This is a genomic window from Syntrophobacter fumaroxidans MPOB (genome assembly GCF_000014965.1).
GTDB classification, from domain to species: domain Bacteria; phylum Desulfobacterota; class Syntrophobacteria; order Syntrophobacterales; family Syntrophobacteraceae; genus Syntrophobacter; species Syntrophobacter fumaroxidans.
Window position 1 is genome coordinate 518,651 of sequence record NC_008554.1, and the last position, 17,049, is coordinate 535,699.

15 protein-coding genes are annotated in these 17,049 nt (G+C 60.9%); 10 read left to right on the plus strand and 5 right to left on the minus strand.

From position 1 onward, the window contains the following. Positions 1-105 precede the first annotated feature (105 nt). The 6 genes from pheT (at position 106) to purN (ending at position 8,481) form a co-directional block, all read left to right on the plus strand. On the plus strand, positions 106-2,508 hold the full coding sequence (pheT, locus tag SFUM_RS02195; RefSeq protein ID WP_011697302.1) for a phenylalanine--tRNA ligase subunit beta: 2,403 nt from the start codon (positions 106-108) through the stop codon (positions 2,506-2,508). 21 nt (positions 2,509-2,529) lie between these two features. Further along, complete coding sequence (locus tag SFUM_RS02200) at positions 2,530-2,913, plus strand: PilZ domain-containing protein (RefSeq protein ID WP_011697303.1); 384 nt, start codon at positions 2,530-2,532, stop codon at positions 2,911-2,913. A 198-nt stretch (positions 2,914-3,111) separates the two neighbouring features. Continuing rightward, positions 3,112-3,660 carry a manganese efflux pump MntP gene (locus SFUM_RS02205; protein ID WP_011697304.1) on the plus strand — a complete coding sequence of 183 codons (549 nt, stop codon included), beginning with the start codon at positions 3,112-3,114 and terminating at the stop codon, positions 3,658-3,660. A 17-nt stretch (positions 3,661-3,677) separates the two neighbouring features. Then, positions 3,678-6,707 carry an AIR synthase-related protein gene (locus tag SFUM_RS02210; RefSeq protein WP_011697305.1) on the plus strand — a complete coding sequence of 1,010 codons (3,030 nt, stop codon included), beginning with the start codon at positions 3,678-3,680 and terminating at the stop codon, positions 6,705-6,707. A 46-nt stretch (positions 6,708-6,753) separates the two neighbouring features. Beyond that, positions 6,754-7,563, plus strand: a complete 810-nt coding sequence (locus tag SFUM_RS02215) for a phosphoribosylformylglycinamidine synthase subunit PurQ (protein ID WP_011697306.1) — start codon at positions 6,754-6,756, stop codon at positions 7,561-7,563. 66 nt (positions 7,564-7,629) lie between these two features. Continuing rightward, a complete protein-coding gene (purN, locus tag SFUM_RS02220) occupies positions 7,630-8,481 on the plus strand; it encodes a phosphoribosylglycinamide formyltransferase (protein ID WP_011697307.1) in 852 nt (283 codons plus the stop codon). Between the two features lie 625 nt (positions 8,482-9,106). On the opposite strand, the gene SFUM_RS02225 is transcribed toward purN, so the two are convergent. The 5 genes from SFUM_RS02225 to SFUM_RS02245 form a co-directional block, all read right to left on the minus strand. Next, entirely contained in the window at positions 9,107-9,472 is a 366-nt protein-coding gene (locus SFUM_RS02225; RefSeq protein ID WP_011697308.1) for a type II toxin-antitoxin system HicB family antitoxin, read from the minus strand. Positions 9,473-9,519: 47 nt separating this feature from the next. Then, a complete protein-coding gene (locus SFUM_RS02230) occupies positions 9,520-9,801 on the minus strand; it encodes a type II toxin-antitoxin system HicA family toxin (RefSeq protein WP_150109410.1) in 282 nt (93 codons plus the stop codon). Positions 9,802-10,213: 412 nt separating this feature from the next. Then, a complete protein-coding gene (locus SFUM_RS02235) occupies positions 10,214-11,326 on the minus strand; it encodes a radical SAM protein (RefSeq protein WP_167321301.1) in 1,113 nt (370 codons plus the stop codon). 63 nt (positions 11,327-11,389) lie between these two features. Further along, positions 11,390-12,319, minus strand: a complete 930-nt coding sequence (locus SFUM_RS02240) for a ribonuclease Z (RefSeq protein WP_150109411.1) — start codon at positions 12,317-12,319, stop codon at positions 11,390-11,392. Between the two features lie 58 nt (positions 12,320-12,377). Continuing rightward, on the minus strand, positions 12,378-12,983 hold the full coding sequence (locus SFUM_RS02245; protein WP_011697313.1) for a nitroreductase family protein: 606 nt from the start codon (positions 12,981-12,983) through the stop codon (positions 12,378-12,380). A 468-nt stretch (positions 12,984-13,451) separates the two neighbouring features. Here SFUM_RS02245 and SFUM_RS02255 point away from each other — a divergent pair, with 468 nt between their 5' ends. From SFUM_RS02255 to SFUM_RS02270, 4 genes are all read left to right on the plus strand, one after another. After that, a complete protein-coding gene (locus SFUM_RS02255) occupies positions 13,452-14,021 on the plus strand; it encodes an OsmC family protein (protein WP_011697314.1) in 570 nt (189 codons plus the stop codon). A 416-nt stretch (positions 14,022-14,437) separates the two neighbouring features. Further along, the gene (locus SFUM_RS21250; protein WP_011697315.1) at positions 14,438-14,938 is read left to right on the plus strand and encodes a QcrA and Rieske domain-containing protein; all 501 of its coding nucleotides are present in this window, start codon (positions 14,438-14,440) and stop codon (positions 14,936-14,938) included. A gap of 30 nt (positions 14,939-14,968) precedes the next feature. Further along, on the plus strand, positions 14,969-15,946 hold the full coding sequence (locus SFUM_RS02265; protein WP_011697316.1) for an ethylbenzene dehydrogenase-related protein: 978 nt from the start codon (positions 14,969-14,971) through the stop codon (positions 15,944-15,946). A gap of 85 nt (positions 15,947-16,031) precedes the next feature. Next, positions 16,032-17,036, plus strand: a complete 1,005-nt coding sequence (locus SFUM_RS02270; RefSeq protein ID WP_011697317.1) for an ethylbenzene dehydrogenase-related protein — start codon at positions 16,032-16,034, stop codon at positions 17,034-17,036. Positions 17,037-17,049: the final 13 nt, after the last annotated feature.

A 17,049-nucleotide genomic window follows, 5' to 3' on the forward strand; every position in this document is an offset into this window, starting at 1 on the left:
GTCTGCGCGCCCGATGCAGGGAGTGGGTGTCGCGAGGGCGGTCGATGATAGTATTCGCTTGGGTTCAAACGCTGCCATGCCGATAATAACATTAAGGAATTCGAGATGATTGTCAGCTTGAAGTGGCTCCGGGATTATGTTGAGACCTCGCTTTCCGTCGAGGAACTGACGCATCGACTGACGATGGTGGGGCTCGAAATCGACGGCTGTCATCCCTTGCATCCATGCCTGGGCAGGGTGGTGACGGCACGGGTGGAAAAGGTTGAGCCGCACCCCCGGGCGGATCGTCTGAGCGTCTGCGAGGTTTCCGACGGGCACGGACGGTACTCCGTCGTGTGCGGCGCGCCCAATGTGAAGGCGGGGCAGATCGTTCCGCTGGCGCTTCCCGGCGCCGAACTGGCAAGTGGTGTCAAAATCGGGCAGGCAACGATTCGAGGGGTGGCCTCGCTGGGCATGCTCTGTTCGCAGAAGGAACTGGGACTGGGCGAAGACGCCTCGGGAATCTGGCCTCTGCCGGGCGAGGTGCCTGTGGGGGTGCCCTTGTCCGAAGCCCTGGATCTAGACGACACGATCCTCGACGTCGCGGTGACCCCCAACCGCGGCGACTGCCTGTCCATCGTCGGCATTGCCCGCGAGATCGCGGCCATTTCCGGCGTGCGGTTGCGATATCCGGCCGTTGCGTGCCGGGAAACCGGGCCGGAGGTCGATTCCCTTGCCTCGGTTCGGATCGATGCTCCGGATGGATGCCCGCGATATGCCGCGCGCGTTATCGAAGGAATCACCGTCGGGCCTTCTCCGCAATGGCTCAAGGACAGGCTGGAAGCCGTCGGATTGCGGTCCATAAACAATATCGTGGATGTGACGAACTACATCCTGATGGAATTGGGGCAACCGCTGCATGCGTTCGACTTCGACCTTTTGCGCGAGCAACGGATCGTCGTGCGTTATGCCCGCGAGGGCGAACGATTCACCACGCTGGATGGAACCGAGAGAATCTTGTTCGGGGATACCCTGATGATCTGTGACGGTGTGGGACCGGTTGCCGTGGCGGGGATAATGGGAGGACTCGATTCGGAAATCGGCGCGCGGACGAGGCGCGTGCTCATCGAGAGCGCCTGCTTCGAACCAAGGTGCATACGGCGCAGCAGTCGCAAGCTCGGCTTGCGAACGGAGTCGAGCTACCGTTTCGAGCGGGGTGTGGACCCGGAGGGTGTGATCCGCGCCCTGGACCGGGCTGCTCAACTGATGGTGGAAGTCGGCGGCGGAGACCTCGCGACGGGAAGGGTCGACGCGTATCCTCGCCCCGCCGAGAAACCGGTGCTGGTCCTGAGGACGGACCGGGTGAATCGTTTTCTGGGAACGGACCTCACCCCCGCGGAAATGGCCGGGGCGCTCCGCTCCATCGAGATGCAGGTCGAGGAGAACGGCGGCGGCCTCGAGGTGATCCCGCCGACTTTCCGGCCCGACATCACGCGCGAAGTCGATCTTGCTGAGGAAATCGCCAGGTTGGCCGGATACGACCGGGTGCCCGTGACCTACCCCGAGGTGCGAATGGAAGCCGCTTCGCTGGATCGGCATCTGCAGGCGCGGATGGACATCAAGGGCTATCTCGAGGGCGCGGGGTTCTTTGAGGCCATCAACTACTCGTTCGTTTCGATGGAATCCCTTCGGAAATTGAAATTCCCGGCGGGCGACAGGCGCCTGAATCCCGTTCAGATCAGGAACCCGCTCAGCGAGGAGCAGGCGGTGATGCGCACCACGCTGGTGCCGAGCCTGCTGCAAACGGCCCGGTACAACTTCGATCACAAGAACGACGATCTGAAGCTGTTCGAATTGAGCAAGGTGTTTCTGCCCGTCGAGGGGGCCCCGCTCCCCGAGGAGGTCCACGAGGTGGCCGGGATTCTGGCCGGAAAGCGTTCCCTGAACCTGCTCTACGGCGGCGATGACGACGTGGATTATGCCGACGCCAAGGGCATCGTGGAAGGGATCCTGGAACTCTTGCACATCGAGGGCGTTCGATTTGACTCCGAAGCTCCGCCTCCTTATCTGGACGCGGCATGCGCCGCCACGATCATGCACGGGGAACTGAACCTCGGAGCCGTGGGAAGGGTGGCCGCCGACGTCCGGGCCGCCTTCGACCTGAAGAAACCCGTGTTCGTGTTCGATCTCGATTTCGAGAGACTGTTCGGAATCGCGCGGCCGCCCGCCTTTTTCAGCAGTTTGCCGAAATTCCCGTCGGTTTCGCGGGACATGGCGCTCGTCGTGGACGAGAGCGTTCCCGTGCAGGGGCCGTTCGATTTCATCCGGAGTCAGGGTGAAGCGCTCTTGGAACACATCGATATATTCGATATATATAGAGACCCGCAATTGGGGGCCGGAAGAAAGAGCATCGGGTACAGGCTGGTTTACCGGGCTGCCGACCGCAGTTTGACCGACGAGGAAGTGAACCGCCTCCATGAAGGTTTGGTGAGCAAGGTTCTGGTGGAGTTCGACGCCAGGTTGAGATGATCACAGCCGAGGGACCGAAGAATGAGCGAACGGGAACGTCCATCATCGAAAGACGGGGGACCGGAGAAGAAACAGCCCTGTCTGGTGACGTATTTCATGGGTGATCAATTGCGCCGCGGGACATCGATGCATTTCAACGAGCGCGGGATTCTGGTGGTCTGCCAGGAGCCGGCGCCGCTGAACGCCAAGCTCAGGCTCGTGCTGCAGTTTCCGGGCATGAGGAATCCCGTCGAGGTTTACGGCGAGGTTGTCTGGGCGAACATTCATGGTCCGTCGGATGCGTTGACCCCGAGAGGGATGGGGGTCAAGTTCGTCAATGCGGAACGCGACACGGAGCGGTTGCTGGCCGAGTTGGCCGAGCAATATCCGGCGATCGGCGTGAGTTACAGCTGTTACTACACCTGAGAGTTTTCACGTTGCGGGCGCCAGGATGCCCGTCGAGAGGAGTGCGTGCCGGGAAGCCGCACTGAGAGACAGTCCAGCCTCGGGCGATCGATCGAGGCTGTCGCGATACCCCGTTTACCATAGCCGGTGCCCGAATTCTCCCTTCGCTCGGGATCACGATAGGGAATCCCGAACGGCTGTGCATGTAAGGAAAGAGCCTTGAGCGTAGTTGAAACGGTCCTGGTGGCGCTGGCGCTCGGGTGCGACGCTTTTGCCGTCGGCATGGGCGTCGGGACCAGGTTCTGCAATCCCCGCCAGATTTTCCGCCTCTCGTTCCATTTCGGGTTGTTCCAGATGATGATGCCGATCGCGGGCTGGTTCGTGGGAAGTCGCGCCGCCGATCTGGTGAGCACGTGGGGACCGTGGATTTCGTTCGCGCTGCTGCTTTTCATCGGAGGGAAAATGGCCTATGAGAGCTTCCGCTCGCTCGAAGCCGAGGACGGGGAGTGCCCCGATCCCACCAAAGGATCGAGCCTGGTCATGCTCTCCGTGGCAACCAGCATGGATGCCCTGGGGGTGGGATTCAGCTTCGGCATTCTCGGACAGCAGTTGTTCCTCTCGGCGGTGTGGATCGGCATCACCGCCGGAATCATGACCTGGGGGGCGATGAGGCTCGGGAATCGGCTCTCGAGACAGTTTGGCCGAAGGATGGAGACCGTGGGCGGGCTGATTTTGGTGGCGATAGCCGTTAAATTGCTTCTGTTCTGACGCATTGGAATCATGCCATGGCGACACGACTTGAGATATCGCTCAAAGAACATCTGTTTGACGCCGAAGGGGCCGGCCTGTGCCGAAAGATCAAGGACTACTTCGGCTGGGATGTCCAACGGGCCCGTGTCATTCATATCTTGACACTCGACACGGGGCTTACCGGGGTTGAGCTCGAGGCCGTCCGCAAGGAGATATTCACCAACCCGGTGACACAGGTGTCGGTGTACGGAACGTCGGCGGTTCGGTTCGACTGGGCGATCTGGGTGGGGTACCGCCCCGGCGTGAGGGATACCGCGGGCAGTGTGGCTGTCGAGGCCATCTCCGATCTGCTCGGCCGGAAGCTGGGCGCGGAAGAGTCCGCCTACACGTCCAGGCTCTACCTCCTTTCGGGGACCCGCCTCGGTAAAACGGAAGTCGAAACCGTTGCGCGTGAGTTGCTTGCCAACGACATCGTCCAGCAGTGGCGCATATACCGTTACGACGAATGGGATCCCGCCGGGGGAGTCGGGATCATTCTGCCCAGGGTGGTGCTTCCGCACACTCCCGAAACCCGGGAGATGCCCATCGAATCCCCGGAAGACCTGATGCGATTGAGCGACGAGCGCAACCTGGCGCTCAATCCCCTCGACGTTCCGGTGATCCTCGACTACTTCGCTCGTCCGGAGGTCGTCCGGGCGCGCCGCGAAATGGGCCTGGGGGCGCCCACGGACGTCGAGCTCGAAGCGATTTCGCAAGCCCGCAGCGACCACTGCAATCACAACACGTTTCGGGGGAAGTTCCACTACCGGGATCTTGCGACCGGCGAGCGCACGGTCGTGGACAACCTCTTCAAGACCTGTATCGAAGCCCCCACGCTTGCCATCCAGGCGGAGAAGGACTGGGTGGTATCGGTCCTCTGGGACAACGCCGGCGTTGCCCGCTTCGACGACAACAACAACTACGTCATCACCGGCGAAACCCACAACAGCCCATCCAACATGGAAGCCTACGGCGGAGCGCTCACGGGCATTGTGGGGATTTACCGGGACATCATGGGAACGGGCAAGGGAGCGAGGCTGACGGCCGGCCTCTACGGGTACTGCGTGGGGCCCAAGGATTACCGGGGTCCGTTGCGGCCGCACCTGCACCCCCGACGGCTGCTCGACGGCATCGTGGAAGGGGTGAAGGACGGAGGAAACAAGCACGGGGTTCCGACGCCTTTCGGAAACCTGTTCTTCCACCCGTCTTTTCTCGGCAAGTGCCTGGTGTTCGTGGCCGCCCTGGGCATCATGCCGCGGCTGGTCCGGGGGGAACCTTCGGATCTCAAGCGCCCGGACCCGGGAGATTTCATCATCATGAGCGGCGGTCGCGTGGGCAAGGACGGTATCCACGGAGTCACGGCATCCAGCGAGATCTACAGTGAAAGCACCCCCGCGGGTCATGTTCAGATCGGCGACCCCTATACCCAGAAGAAGATGCACGATTTTCTGCTGGAAGCGCGCGACGAGGGGCTCATTTCATTCATCACGGACAACGGCGGCGGCGGTCTTTCCTCCTCGGTCGGGGAATCGGCGCGGTTTTGCGGGGGCGCCCGCGTCGAGCTGGACAAGGTTCCCCTGAAGTACGAAGGCCTCGATCAGTGGGAGATCTGGGTATCGGAATCCCAGGAACGGATGACCGTGGCGGTCAATCCCCGGCATCTCGACCGGTTCATGGAACTGTCGCGCAGGCACGAAGTGGAAAGCACGGCCATCGGCACATACGGCTCCGACGGCAGGCTGCACCTGACGTACCGGGGGAAGACCTGCGCGTGCCTCGACCTGAGTCTCTTCACGGAAGCGTTCCCGCAATGGGAATTCGAAGCCGACTGGCAACCTCCGGACAACCGCGGACTGCATGAGCCGGTGCTTGCGGAACCGGCGGATTACGGGCGGTTGCTGCACGATGTCCTGGCCCGCCCCAACGTGTGCTCCCGGGAATGGATCCAGCGGCAGTACGACCACGAAGTGCAGGGGGGCAGCGTCATCAAGCTGATGACCGGCGTGGACCGTGACGTGCCCAACGATGCGGCCGTCCTTCGCCCCGCCCTGGAAAGCAGGCGGGGGCTGGCGGTTTCCCAGTCGATCAATCCGACCTATTCCGCCATCGACACCTACCACATGGTTGCCGCGACCATCGATGAAGCGGTGCGGCGGCTGGTGGCCGTCGGGGGGAGACTTGAGGAGATCGGAGGGGTCGACAATTTCTGCTGGCCGAGCGTTCAATACGACCCCGTGAGCAATCCGGACGGCAGGTACAAGGCCGCTCAACTCGTGCGGGCAAACTGGGCGCTTCGAGACATCTGCCTTGCTTTCGGCATTCCGCTGCTCTCGGGCAAGGACAGCATGTACGTGGACGGGCATCTTGGCGGGGCTTACGGGGAACGGCACAAGATATCGGGGCTGCCGACGATGCAGTTTACGGCGACCACCGTCGTGCCCGACATCTCCGATTGTCAGACCATGGACGTCAAGACCGCCGGGGATCTCGTCTATGTGCTCGGCTGGACCCACGACGAGCTGGGAGGTTCCGAGTATTACGATTGCTTCGGATACCTCGGGCGGAACGTTCCCGAGCTCGATCCCGAATCGGTGCTGCCCGTCTATCGGGTGGTGGAAAAGGCCATAAGGGAGGGGCTGGTCGCCTCCTGCCACGGCATCTACCGGGGCGGGCTGGGAGTCCACGCAGCCATGGCCGCGATGGCGGGGGGACTCGGAATGAGGCTCGACCTGGAGAAAGTGCCGGTTGCGCATGCGGGCGCGCAGGCGAAAAGCGGTCCCGGACCGCGCGACGATCATATCCTGTTCAGCGAGTCGTGCGGGCGCTTCATCCTCACTGTTTCACCCGCCATGCGCGGCGCCTTCGAAGCCATGGCGGGCGGGCTGCCGTGCGCTCCGGTCGGGGAGGTCCTGGCCGAACCGGTGTTTGTCGTCGCCGGGAGGAGTGGAAACGTGCTGTTGGAGGAACCCGTGGGAGAACTGAAGCACTCATGGAAATTCGGAGCGGGCGGGGAAAGAGGCGAATGAGCCGGGTCTTTCCCGGCGTGTTTCGGATATCATTCAGGAGCGAGCGATGAGCCGCGTGAAAGCCCTGGTGTTGACGGGGTTCGGTCTCAACTGCGACCTGGAGACTGCCTATGCCTTGACCATCGTCGGGGCGGACGTCGAAAGGGTCCACCTCAATTCGTTGGCGCAGAGGGAGAAGCGCCTGGCCGATTATCGCATCTTTGTCGTGGGCGGCGGGTTTTCGTGGGGCGACGATCACGGGGCCGGCGTCATCATGGGCATGCGGTTGAAGCATCGACTGGGAGACGATCTGCAGGCGTTCGTCGCCTCGGGCGGCATCGTGATCGGGATCTGCAACGGCTTCCAGGTGCTCGTGAATCTGGGTCTGCTGCCCGGTTTCGAGCCCGGTGTGCTCAAGCGCGAAGTGGCGCTCATCAACAACGACTGCGGGAATTTCCGGGACCAGTGGGTGAACTTGATCGGCAATGCGGCCTCTCCCTGCGTTCTCACCGAAGGCATCGAGGCGATCGAGCTCCCGGTGCGTCACGGAGAGGGCAAATTCTTCGCTGAAACGGATGTCCTGGAACGGCTCGAACGACGGCAGCAGGTGATCCTGCGCTACGCCGGGGCGGACGGCAAGGTTGCCGGCGGCGCCTTCCCCGCCAATCCCAACGGGTCCGTGGCGGACATTGCGGGCATATGCGATCCGACGGGCAGAGTCGCCGGGTTGATGCCTCACCCGGAAGCGTTCAACGACTGGACGAACCATCCCGAATGGACGCGCAAAAGAGAGCTCGCCAGGCGGAGCGGGACGGTCGCGCCCCGGGAAGGAGAGGGCCTGAAACTGTTCCGCAACGCGGTGAACTATTTCCGTTGATGACCGTGGTTCCATTGATGCCCGTGGGCGGTGAATTCCGGTCGACTTCGGGGAGAATGAGGCGACATGTCCGAATCTGATTCCAGGCTGCGCATCGCCGTCCTCGTTTCGGGGAGCGGCACGAATCTGCAGGCGCTCATCGACCGGGCCCGTGACGGCAGGCTGGCGGCCGAAATCGTGGTCGTGGCATCGGACCGTCCGGGGATACGGGGACTGGCTCGAGCCGAGGCGGCGGGCATCCCGGCGCGCGTCGTCGACTACAGGGGATTCCTGAAACAGGACTGGACGGTGCTCGAGCGAAAACTGCCGGTGGACGTGGACGCAGTGGACCGCGCGCAAAACATCCTGCATCACGAAGACCGGGAGGAGCGGCTCAAGAGGCTGGTCCGCCTGATGAGCGCCGAGGCGGAAATGATCGCGGCCATCGAGGCCTACCGGCCGGACTACGTTTGCCTGGCGGGATTCATGCGCCTGGTGACGCCTTTCTTCCTCCATCACTTCAACCGGGCGGGGAAACTGCGGGTCATCAACATTCACCCCGCCTTGTTGCCTGCGTTTCCCGGACAGCACGGTTACGAGGACACCTTCTCCTACGGCTGCAGGTGGGGAGGGATCACGATCCATTTCGTGGACGAAGGGGAGGATTCCGGTCCGATCATCGCTCAAGCCGTTTACCCAATCCTGCCGGAAGATGATGTCGAAAAGGTCCGGCAACGCGGATTGCAGCTGGAGTATGAAATGTACGCCCAGGTGATCAACTGGCTGGCCGCGGGCCGGGTCGAACTGGTCCCCGCGGCGGGCGGTCGAGCCAGGACGGTGATCCGCGATCCCGAATATTCCCGCATCATGGAATCCTGGGTCCGAAAGGTCTTGGACGCAGGTCCGCAAGATTGCCGCTTTTCCGACCCGAGTGCCTGATACGAAGTTGCGTTCAAGAGATGGATCTTTCAAGCACAAAAGAGCGGGGGAATGATTCCCCCGCCCCCCCAAGTTTCGGCCACACGCGCAAGCGCGTGAGGCCGAGTGCTCGGCGCTGTCGGCGACTGGCCGAAGGCCGCCGCCGCAGCGCCACACGGAGCCGCGAAGCGGCGAGGGGGTGTGGGGGATACGTCCCCCACGCTTTTAGAGTATCATTTTGAACGCAATTATCCATGCCCCCTGCGACACCCGCGAAGCATGAAAACAGACTCACCCGGGAATCTATTTTCTAGGTAAATCCGTATGAGACGCGGGCGGATGCCCGGCCCCGCCGTTTCGCGGGTCCCGTACCCTGCGATCTTATACCGAGGTGCGTTCAAGATTACACGGCACCTGTCCGCCTGAAGGTGACGCGGGCGGGTATAACCCCCTTTTGTACGGGCCGAAGTGCCCGTCAGACATACAAGGGGCGGGGTTTTATCCCCGCCCGCCCGATGCACTCATCTTGAATGCAAAATTGTATTACACGCAATGTCCCATGACGCCGGCGTCCGGCGCACATGAGCTCGACTCGCCCGGAACAAAAGCCGCGGGGGATCCGGCCCTCACGGGTGCCATGGTCCCGTTATCGGACCGGCTGATCGTTGGCAATGCGATGCTCTCCCTTGAGAGCCTCCTCCAGTTTTTCGGACACCCATTTGTTCAGGCTCTTGCCTTCGCTCTGTGCGGCCATGACGGCCCATCGGTGCACTTCCGGGCGTATCCTGACCTGGAATACTCCCGTATACGGCCTCTCCGGTTCCTTGCCGAATCTGGCGCACGCGTTCAGGTAGCTCTCGATGGATTCCTTGAGTGCCTGTTCCAACTCACTGACCGAGCGGCCTTGAAACGTGACCACGTCATTGAGATTGGTCACTTCCCCGTAGAGAATCCCTGCCTGCTGATCGAATTCGACAGAGGCAATGTATTTTCCGTATCGCATCGTGATCATGGTTTGTCCCCGTGCAACCGGGTCCGCTGGAAATGCGGGGCTGGGGATTATTCTCCCGGTTTTGCCACCCCTGCCTGGATCAAGAACCTTTTGACGGACATAAGAGCCCCCTTGTGGATTTCCTTTTGCGTGTACGGGCGATGGAAGACCGCGACCACGTCGTTGAGGAAAACCTGGATGCGGGAATCCCCGTTGTCGGCGAAACCGGCTCCGAGAGCGCGAAACAACCCCTCGACCTTGTCCCATCCCGACTTCGCTCGAAAGGAGTTTTCCAGGATCTCGTACAAGGTTCGCCTTTGCGCCGGGTCCAATCCTTCTTCTTCATTCATGGTGCATCCATCCATGGCTTTTCCGTCCGGAACGACTCGACATCGCCCTGCCGTGCAAAGCTCGGCGGCGCGCTCTCCGCGGGTGTTCGGATTCCGGGAACAGGGGACAGTCCGCGCGTTCTAAAAGCTTCCCTCCCTCACGATCTTCCGTTTGCCGTCTCCTTTGATGGTAATGGTCTTTGCCTGTCCGATGGGCGTGTTTTCGGGCAGGACGGTTTCCTTCTTGTCCTTACTCAAATCGGCAATGCTTTTCAGACGCTTGATTTTGCCGCTTCCATCCAGGGCCTTGAGATCGCTGTTGTAGTATTCGAACCAGGGCAGCCCTGCCCGGTTGTACTGCTCCGCAGTGGGGGCGTGAGGCCCGGTGCTGGACGATCAATTCCCGCAATGGTGCCCCGGCTTATGGTCCCGGTCAGACGCCAAGCATCTTGTGGCAGGTGCGGCAGGGTTCCGGGGGCGGGGGAGGCGCATGGCGTCGCAGCGCCGCGAAACGGTTCGAGTCGGACATCAATGCCGAGTACATCTCCCGGAAGCTTTTTTCGCGCTGAGAAAACACATCGCGAAAGGCGACGTAGCGCGGATCGTTCCAGATGGCCTCGAACGGCTCTTCGAAAATGTTTCCGAAACTCACCCGCGGAACGAAAACCTCCGTCCCGCAGTAGATCCGTTTGAACGGGGAGGGGACGGGCGGACAGAGGAACACGCATGGGGTGACCTCTCCGTTCACGGATATGCAGAGGTTCCTTAAAGGGTTCTCCTCGCAGACCGCTATATCGCAGGCGGAAAGGGACGCCCGGCGCAGCTTGACGCCGAGCTCCACGGCCCGGGCGTTTGCCTCGACCAGAACCGATTCGTCGGCCTCGCCGCTGCACACGAACATTCTTTGCCGATCCTGCCAGGCGTCGGCCACATGCACGAGATTGATGAGCAGCACGGTGTCGATGCCGTTTTCCCCGGCCAGGTCGATCAACGGCACACTGTCGGCGCAGTTGTCGCGAACCATCAGGAAGACGAAGTGAAGGGACGGGGTGAGCGCCTTCCGGTCCGTTTTGGCGCGTCGGACCTCCTCGACGGCGGCCAGCACGGCGTCCAGGCTGGAGTTGATCCTGACGGCGTCGTGCATTGCGGGGGTCGCGCCGGCAACGGAGAAGCCCATGAAATCGAGCCCGGCCTCCACCAGTTCAGCGCTGCGGTGCGCGTCGAGGCCCCATCCGCTGGTGACGAAGCCGGCCGCGGTGCCGGCCTCCTTGACGATGCGAACCGCTTCGACCAGGTGGGGATAGAGAAGGGTTTCTCCCCAGCCTTCGAGGACGGCGCTTTCAACGTTCCTGAAATACGGGGCGAGCGCCCGGAAACGCTCGATGTCCATGTCCGCGTGGTGCCAGGATGGATTTCCGGACCGGATACACATCCGGCATCGCAGGGGGCAGCGCGTGGTCAGCTCGATCTGCCATGCTCCGAAGGGTCTGCCGCGGGCACGCGAGAAGAGGGACTTGAGAAACGCCAGGTTGATTCGTGTCTTCATGGAGAAAAGAAGCCTTTTCCTGGGAAACGGTCCTTTGCGGGAAAGGTGGAGACCAGGCATCCCTCAATCCGGCAGGGGAACCGAATAGACCTGGAGGTCCCTGCCCACGACGGCATCCTGGAAGTGCTCACGCGCCGCGCGTTCCAGGCGATCGAGGTCTTCCTCGCCGTACCGGGGACTGATATGGATCAAAACGGCCCGCCGAGCCCCGGCTTTGCGGGCCGCCCGGGCGGCCTCGACCACGGTCAGGTGACCCTTGGCGCGTGCCTGTTCGGCATGCTCGGGGAGGAACATGCCCTCGATGAACGCCAGGTCCGCACCCTGGCAGAGCCTTTGGATTGCGGGAGTCGGGCGGGTATCGACCACGTAGGCGAGATGTCTGCCCCTGCGCGGCGGTCCGGAGACCTGGTGCGCGGCGACGACCGTACCTGAGGGCAGGGTGACGCTCTCCCCCCGCTGGAGCCTGCCGCGCAGGGGGCCTTCAGGGATATCCAGCGCGTCGGCCGCATCCGGGTGAAACCGCCCCGGGCGTTCCAGTTCCTCGACCCGGTACCCCAGGCAAAACCGCGTGTGCTCCAGCGGTTCCCAGAATATGCGCAACAGTTCGTCTTCGTACGCTTTCCAATCCGGTGCGTCGGCCGACCACTCGATGAATTCGAGCGGGTAATTCAAATGAAAGTCGAGGATGCGGTGATTCTCGAGGATGAACTCGCGGATGCCGGGGGGGCCCATGACGGTGAGCGGCTCGGGATCGTCCAGCTGGGCTTTGAGCATCATCAGGCCGGGAATGCCGAGGCAGTGATCGGCGTGAAGGTGAGTGACGGCCACGACCGAGAGGCCGCGCAGACCGATGCGGCAGGTTTTCCAGGCAAGCTGCGTTCCTTCGCCCGCATCGAAGAGGTAAAGCCTGCCGTCCAGCCTGACCGCCATGGATGCGAGGTATCGACCCGGCATGGGCATCATGCCGCCGCTCCCCAAGAGTATACAATCCAAAAGATATCCTTTTCAGCAGGGTTGAACGCCGGGGCCCGCCGCGTTCGTTTTTCGGCGCCTACCACTTTTCCCAGTGCACGTTCTCGGGCCGGTATTTGTCCTTCGGCCTGTCGGTTCCCGTCGGATGCCCGATGGGAATGACGTTCAAGGGGATGACGCTTTCGGGGATATTCAGGGTCTTTCTCACGATATCCATTCTGTCCTTGTAGGGATACGCGGCGGTCCAGACCGCTCCGAGCCCGAATGCTTCCGTTGCGAGCAGGATATTCTCGCTGGCGCACGTGCTGTCGATGACCGCGAACTCCGTGCTGTTTTCAAATGCCTTGCCGGGTATGGCGCACACGATGACGGCCGCACCGGCTTTTTTCAGCATCTTGGCGTAGGGCAGCGCGTCGTTGAGCGTGTCGAGAGTCTTTCGATCGGTCACGATCACAAACGACCATGGCTGTCTGTTCACCGCCGTGGGCGCGGCCATGCCGGCCCTGACGATTTTCTCCAGAACGTCCCTGCCCACGGTCTCCCCGGTGAAATTGCGAACGCTCTTGCGACTGTGGATGACGGTAACGGCGTCCGGAATGTTCGCGTCCTTCGGTTGCGCAAAAGCATCCACCACCGGAATCATGATCATTCCCATCAACAGGCTCACGATCAGCGCATTTTGCATGGCGATTCTCCTGGTTGCGGTTTTGGTTTCCCGACTCGGCAACTTCGACTCGATCTCGATTCCCCCGGTTGCATCGCCGAAGTCCCCGATTACTGAAACGCCGCGTTATTCGGCTCATGTTTTCGGTTCAATATCCCCCGGGGATCAACCTGTCCAGGGAAAAATGCGCCCGTGTTCCCGGCGGACCGGCACAAGGCGGAGATCAACACGCTCATGAGCGTCGATGACGCCCTTGTTCGTGGCGGACAGGAAAAAGGCTCCCATCGCCCCGGCAGGAACGAGGGGGCGGTCGCAGGGACGACGCCACGGGTTCCGTCTCCATTGACGGCAGTCCCGGGACTCCGGTGCAATTCGAGGGGAAAAGTCGATTTCCCGGATCCCGGCTGCGCTTCGGCGAATGGGGCTTTCGTAGGTCTGGAACCCGGTCGTTGGATGATTAACTTCAACGAAGAAGGGAGGTGAAGTCGCATGAGCTTCCAAGCAGCTGAACAAAGAGATGAACGTACGGTGAATGGAGTCGATGTAAACCGACTCTTCGATACGATAGATGCGGTCAAGGCTGAACCGGAGATCGCCAAATTCAGGTTCCGCGTGAAGAACAAGTGGATCGGAGGGGGACACAATCACACGACGATCACGGATTTCTACGGCGCATTGAAAGACCATCCCCACGAGAAACCCTTCGAACTGGACGCGGATGAACCCGAGGTGCTTCTCGGAGAAGACAAGGGGCCCAACCCGGTCGAATACCTTCTCACGGCCCTTGCGGGTTGTCTGACCTCTTCCCTGGTCTATCACGCGGCGGCGAAGGGGATCGAGCTGAAAGGGGTGGAATCGCGCCTGGAAGGCGACCTGGACCTGCGGGGGTTCCTGGGTCTGTCGAAAGATGTTCCTGTCGGATACCGGGAGATCAGGGTGTATTTCACAATCGATGCCGACCTGTCGGAGCAGGAGAAACAGGAACTGATCCGGGAGGCGCAGAAGTATTCGCCGGTCTTCAACACCGTCTCCAATTCCACCAGGGTCACGGTTCAATAATTTGGGGTCAAACCTACACTTTTCACTTTTCACAATTCTCCATCACCCGGGGGTTCGCAACGAAGAACCAGGAACTCCCGGGCTGATGATATCCTCACACCACACGAATGGCCATACCCTGCGGGCACGCTCGAACGAGATGAAGAGCGGCCCCGCCGCTGCGTGACCCGAAGCCCCCCGATCCTATCTTCCATATCATTTGCCGATTGTCCGGCCGATAAGTTCCGGAAGCCTCAGGGACGGATCTGCGGGACCGAAGCATCGCGCCTGCGCGGCAGAAGGGGCGGGCCCAGGTATTTCCCAAATACCATAAGTGTTATTGACAACCCATAGGCGCTTTCTTAGCTTGTTTTTTAACTGAGATCGAGTCCTATCTCTCCATCACTTGAAAATACTCCCTTACCTGCAGGTGGTGTATGGCTTCTGATACAACCTGTGGTTATCCGGATGAAAGTATACGTCCCGGACGACGGGCTTTCATTAAATGCGCACTGCTCGCCGGGGCAACCGGAGTCCTCGCCGGGGTCCCTCTTCTCTCCTATGTTGCCGCTCCGGCGCTGAAAAAAGGGACGACCAGGTGGATCGATTTCGGACCGGTCGATCAGCTCAAACCGGGCGGGATCGAGATGCTGTCCTACGAATTCATGGTGAAGGACGGGTGGCTTGTGCTTCCTCAACGCGGCTTCGTCTGGGCCAAACTTGACAGCCCTGGCAAAATCACCGTTTTTTCATCGACCTGCACCCATCTTGCCTGCAACGTGATCTGGCGGAAGGAAAAGGGAATTTTCGAATGTCCCTGCCACAGCGGCCAATTCGATATCAATGGCCGACCGATTGCCGGGCCCCCGACCAAACCGCTGGTTGCATGGGCTCACAAGGTGGAAGAAGGCAAACTGATGGTCTTAATGCCTGCCTGAAGGGCCCACTCACAAACAGAGGAGGACAAGATGAAGACTCCGGCAATCTTATTGCTCTTCCTGGCTGTTTTAATCTGCGGGAACGCATTCATGGCGGATCTGGCCACCAGCGCGGCTATCGAGACGCTTGCGGCCGCCAAGGTGCCGAAAGGCCCGACTTCATTGGATGACCCGGTTTGGCAAAAGGCAAAACCCCTCGACATTCCCTTTGCGGGCAAAGAGAAGTTTGCCGGCAAGAAGGCGAACGTAATCACTCAGGCCGTCTACACCGACGACGAGATTTTTTTTCTCTTCAAGTGGAAGGATGCCACCAACAGTGTGACCAAAGGGGCGTGGCAGTTCGATGGTGAAAAATGGACCCATCTGAAAGGCGACGAGGATCGGATTTCGCTGCTCTTCGAGATCAATCGGATCAACAACTTTGCCACCAAGGGGTGCGCTGTGACCTGCCACGGGGCCGCAGGAGCAGCGGTGAAGGACTTCAAATTCGCTACTGCATCGGCGGGTGAGAAGGGCGACCTGTGGCACTGGAAGGCGGCCCGCTCCGACCCGTACAAGTCCGCCGACGATGGGTGGTTGACCGCAGCCGGCGAAAAAACCGGTCGTAAGGACGATGCCGGCGGCGGGGGCGATGCCCGCAACGAAACCGCCGATAAATCAAAGCCGCAATTCATGCAGGACCCCTCAAAGAAACCGTCCGCCCCCGGCGTACTTCTTGCCGAAGACACGGTCGAGATTACCGATCATGGGAAATTCAAGGCCAACGATACCCTCACCTATCGGATGCCGAAGAAACCGTCCGGATCTCGAGCTGATATCAAGGCTGAAAGTCGTTACGCCGACGGAGGTTGGACGGTGATGCTCTCCCGCAAGCTGGACACCGGAAACGACGACGATGTCGCCTTCAACACCAAGAAGAAGTACAGCTTTGCCTTGGCGCTTTTCGACGATTCAATGGACTACGATTCCTATGACTCCGAAGCCCTGGTGCTCGAATTCGGCCGTTAGTCGCACCCCTCCAGAGAGGCTGAGGACTCCAGGCAAAGCCAGGCTGGCGGCCACAAATCGTGGTCGAGGACGAAGAGGAGAAGGCATGAAAGCGGGGATTGCCAGGGCACTGACCTTGGTTCTGGTCGTTGCCCTCGGGGTGATTCTTACAGGACGCTGTCATTTGGAAGCGGCCGAGCCGTCGTGGGTCGTCACCGCCAAATATCTCCAGAAGGCTCCAACCGGGCTGGATGATCCTGCCTGGCAACAGGTGCGCCCGGTCGAAGTCCGGTTGAAGGGCAGGGGAAGCTTTGCAGAAGAGGAAGTAACGGTGACCGCGATGGCCGCATATACCGCCGAAAGCATCTATTTTCTGTTCAAGTGGAAAGATCCTACGGAGAGCGTGGTCAAGCAATCCTGGAAATTCGACGGCCAAAACTGGACCCACATGAAGGGCGACGAGGACCGGATTGCGCTACTTTTTGAGATCAGCCGGATCAACGGGTTCGCCACCAAGGGCTGCACCGTGGTCTGCCACAGTCCCCCTGATGTTCCCAGCAAAGAATGGAAATTTGCCACCGAGACCCCCGCTGAAAAAGGGGACCTGTGGCATTGGAAGGCGGCCCGCTCCAACCCTTACCATCACGCCGATGACGGTTGGCTAACATTGGCCGACAACCCCTCCGGCTCCTATCGGACCACCGGGCGCAGAGCGGATGGCGGCGGCGGCGGCGACGTCAATAACGAAACCCCAGACAAGACCAGGCCCCTCTATATGCAGGACCCGTCGCGGATTCCTTCCGCGCCGGGCTTTCTGCTTTTTGAAGAAGCGGTCAATATTCCCGACGACGCGGTGTTCAAAGCGGGCGATATCATCCCATACCGCATGCCCAAGAAACCAGACGGTTCCCGCTCCGACGTGAAGGCCATCGGTCAATATGCCGACGGCGGTTGGACCGTCATGCTTTACCGAAAGCTCGACACGGGGCGCGAAGATGATGTAGCGTTTAATCCTCGCAAGGAATACAGCTTCGCCATGGCCGTATTCGACGACTCAGGCGATGATCATTCGAAGGCGACCCGGGCAATGATCCTGAGGTTCAGCCGCTGAAAGGACTGGGTGA

Bases quoted from the DNA above. Each gene is read 5' to 3' on its own strand.
- pheT (WP_011697302.1), top strand. From the start codon at position 106: ATGATTGTCAGCTTGAAGTGGCTCCGGGATTATGTTGAGACCTCGCTT.
- SFUM_RS02200 (WP_011697303.1), top strand. From the start codon at position 2,530: ATGAGCGAACGGGAACGTCCATCATCGAAAGACGGGGGACCGGAGAAG.
- SFUM_RS02210 (WP_011697305.1), top strand. From the start codon at position 3,678: ATGGCGACACGACTTGAGATATCGCTCAAAGAACATCTGTTTGACGCC.
- SFUM_RS02215 (WP_011697306.1), top strand. From the start codon at position 6,754: ATGAGCCGCGTGAAAGCCCTGGTGTTGACGGGGTTCGGTCTCAACTGC.
- purN (WP_011697307.1), top strand. From the start codon at position 7,630: ATGTCCGAATCTGATTCCAGGCTGCGCATCGCCGTCCTCGTTTCGGGG.
- SFUM_RS02225 (WP_011697308.1), bottom strand. From the start codon at position 9,472: ATGATCACGATGCGATACGGAAAATACATTGCCTCTGTCGAATTCGAT.
- SFUM_RS02230 (WP_150109410.1), bottom strand. From the start codon at position 9,801: ATGAATGAAGAAGAAGGATTGGACCCGGCGCAAAGGCGAACCTTGTAC.
- SFUM_RS02235 (WP_167321301.1), bottom strand. From the start codon at position 11,326: ATGAAGACACGAATCAACCTGGCGTTTCTCAAGTCCCTCTTCTCGCGT.
- SFUM_RS02245 (WP_011697313.1), bottom strand. From the start codon at position 12,983: ATGCAAAATGCGCTGATCGTGAGCCTGTTGATGGGAATGATCATGATT.
- SFUM_RS02255 (WP_011697314.1), top strand. From the start codon at position 13,452: ATGAGCTTCCAAGCAGCTGAACAAAGAGATGAACGTACGGTGAATGGA.
- SFUM_RS21250 (WP_011697315.1), top strand. From the start codon at position 14,438: ATGGCTTCTGATACAACCTGTGGTTATCCGGATGAAAGTATACGTCCC.
- SFUM_RS02265 (WP_011697316.1), top strand. From the start codon at position 14,969: ATGAAGACTCCGGCAATCTTATTGCTCTTCCTGGCTGTTTTAATCTGC.
- SFUM_RS02270 (WP_011697317.1), top strand. From the start codon at position 16,032: ATGAAAGCGGGGATTGCCAGGGCACTGACCTTGGTTCTGGTCGTTGCC.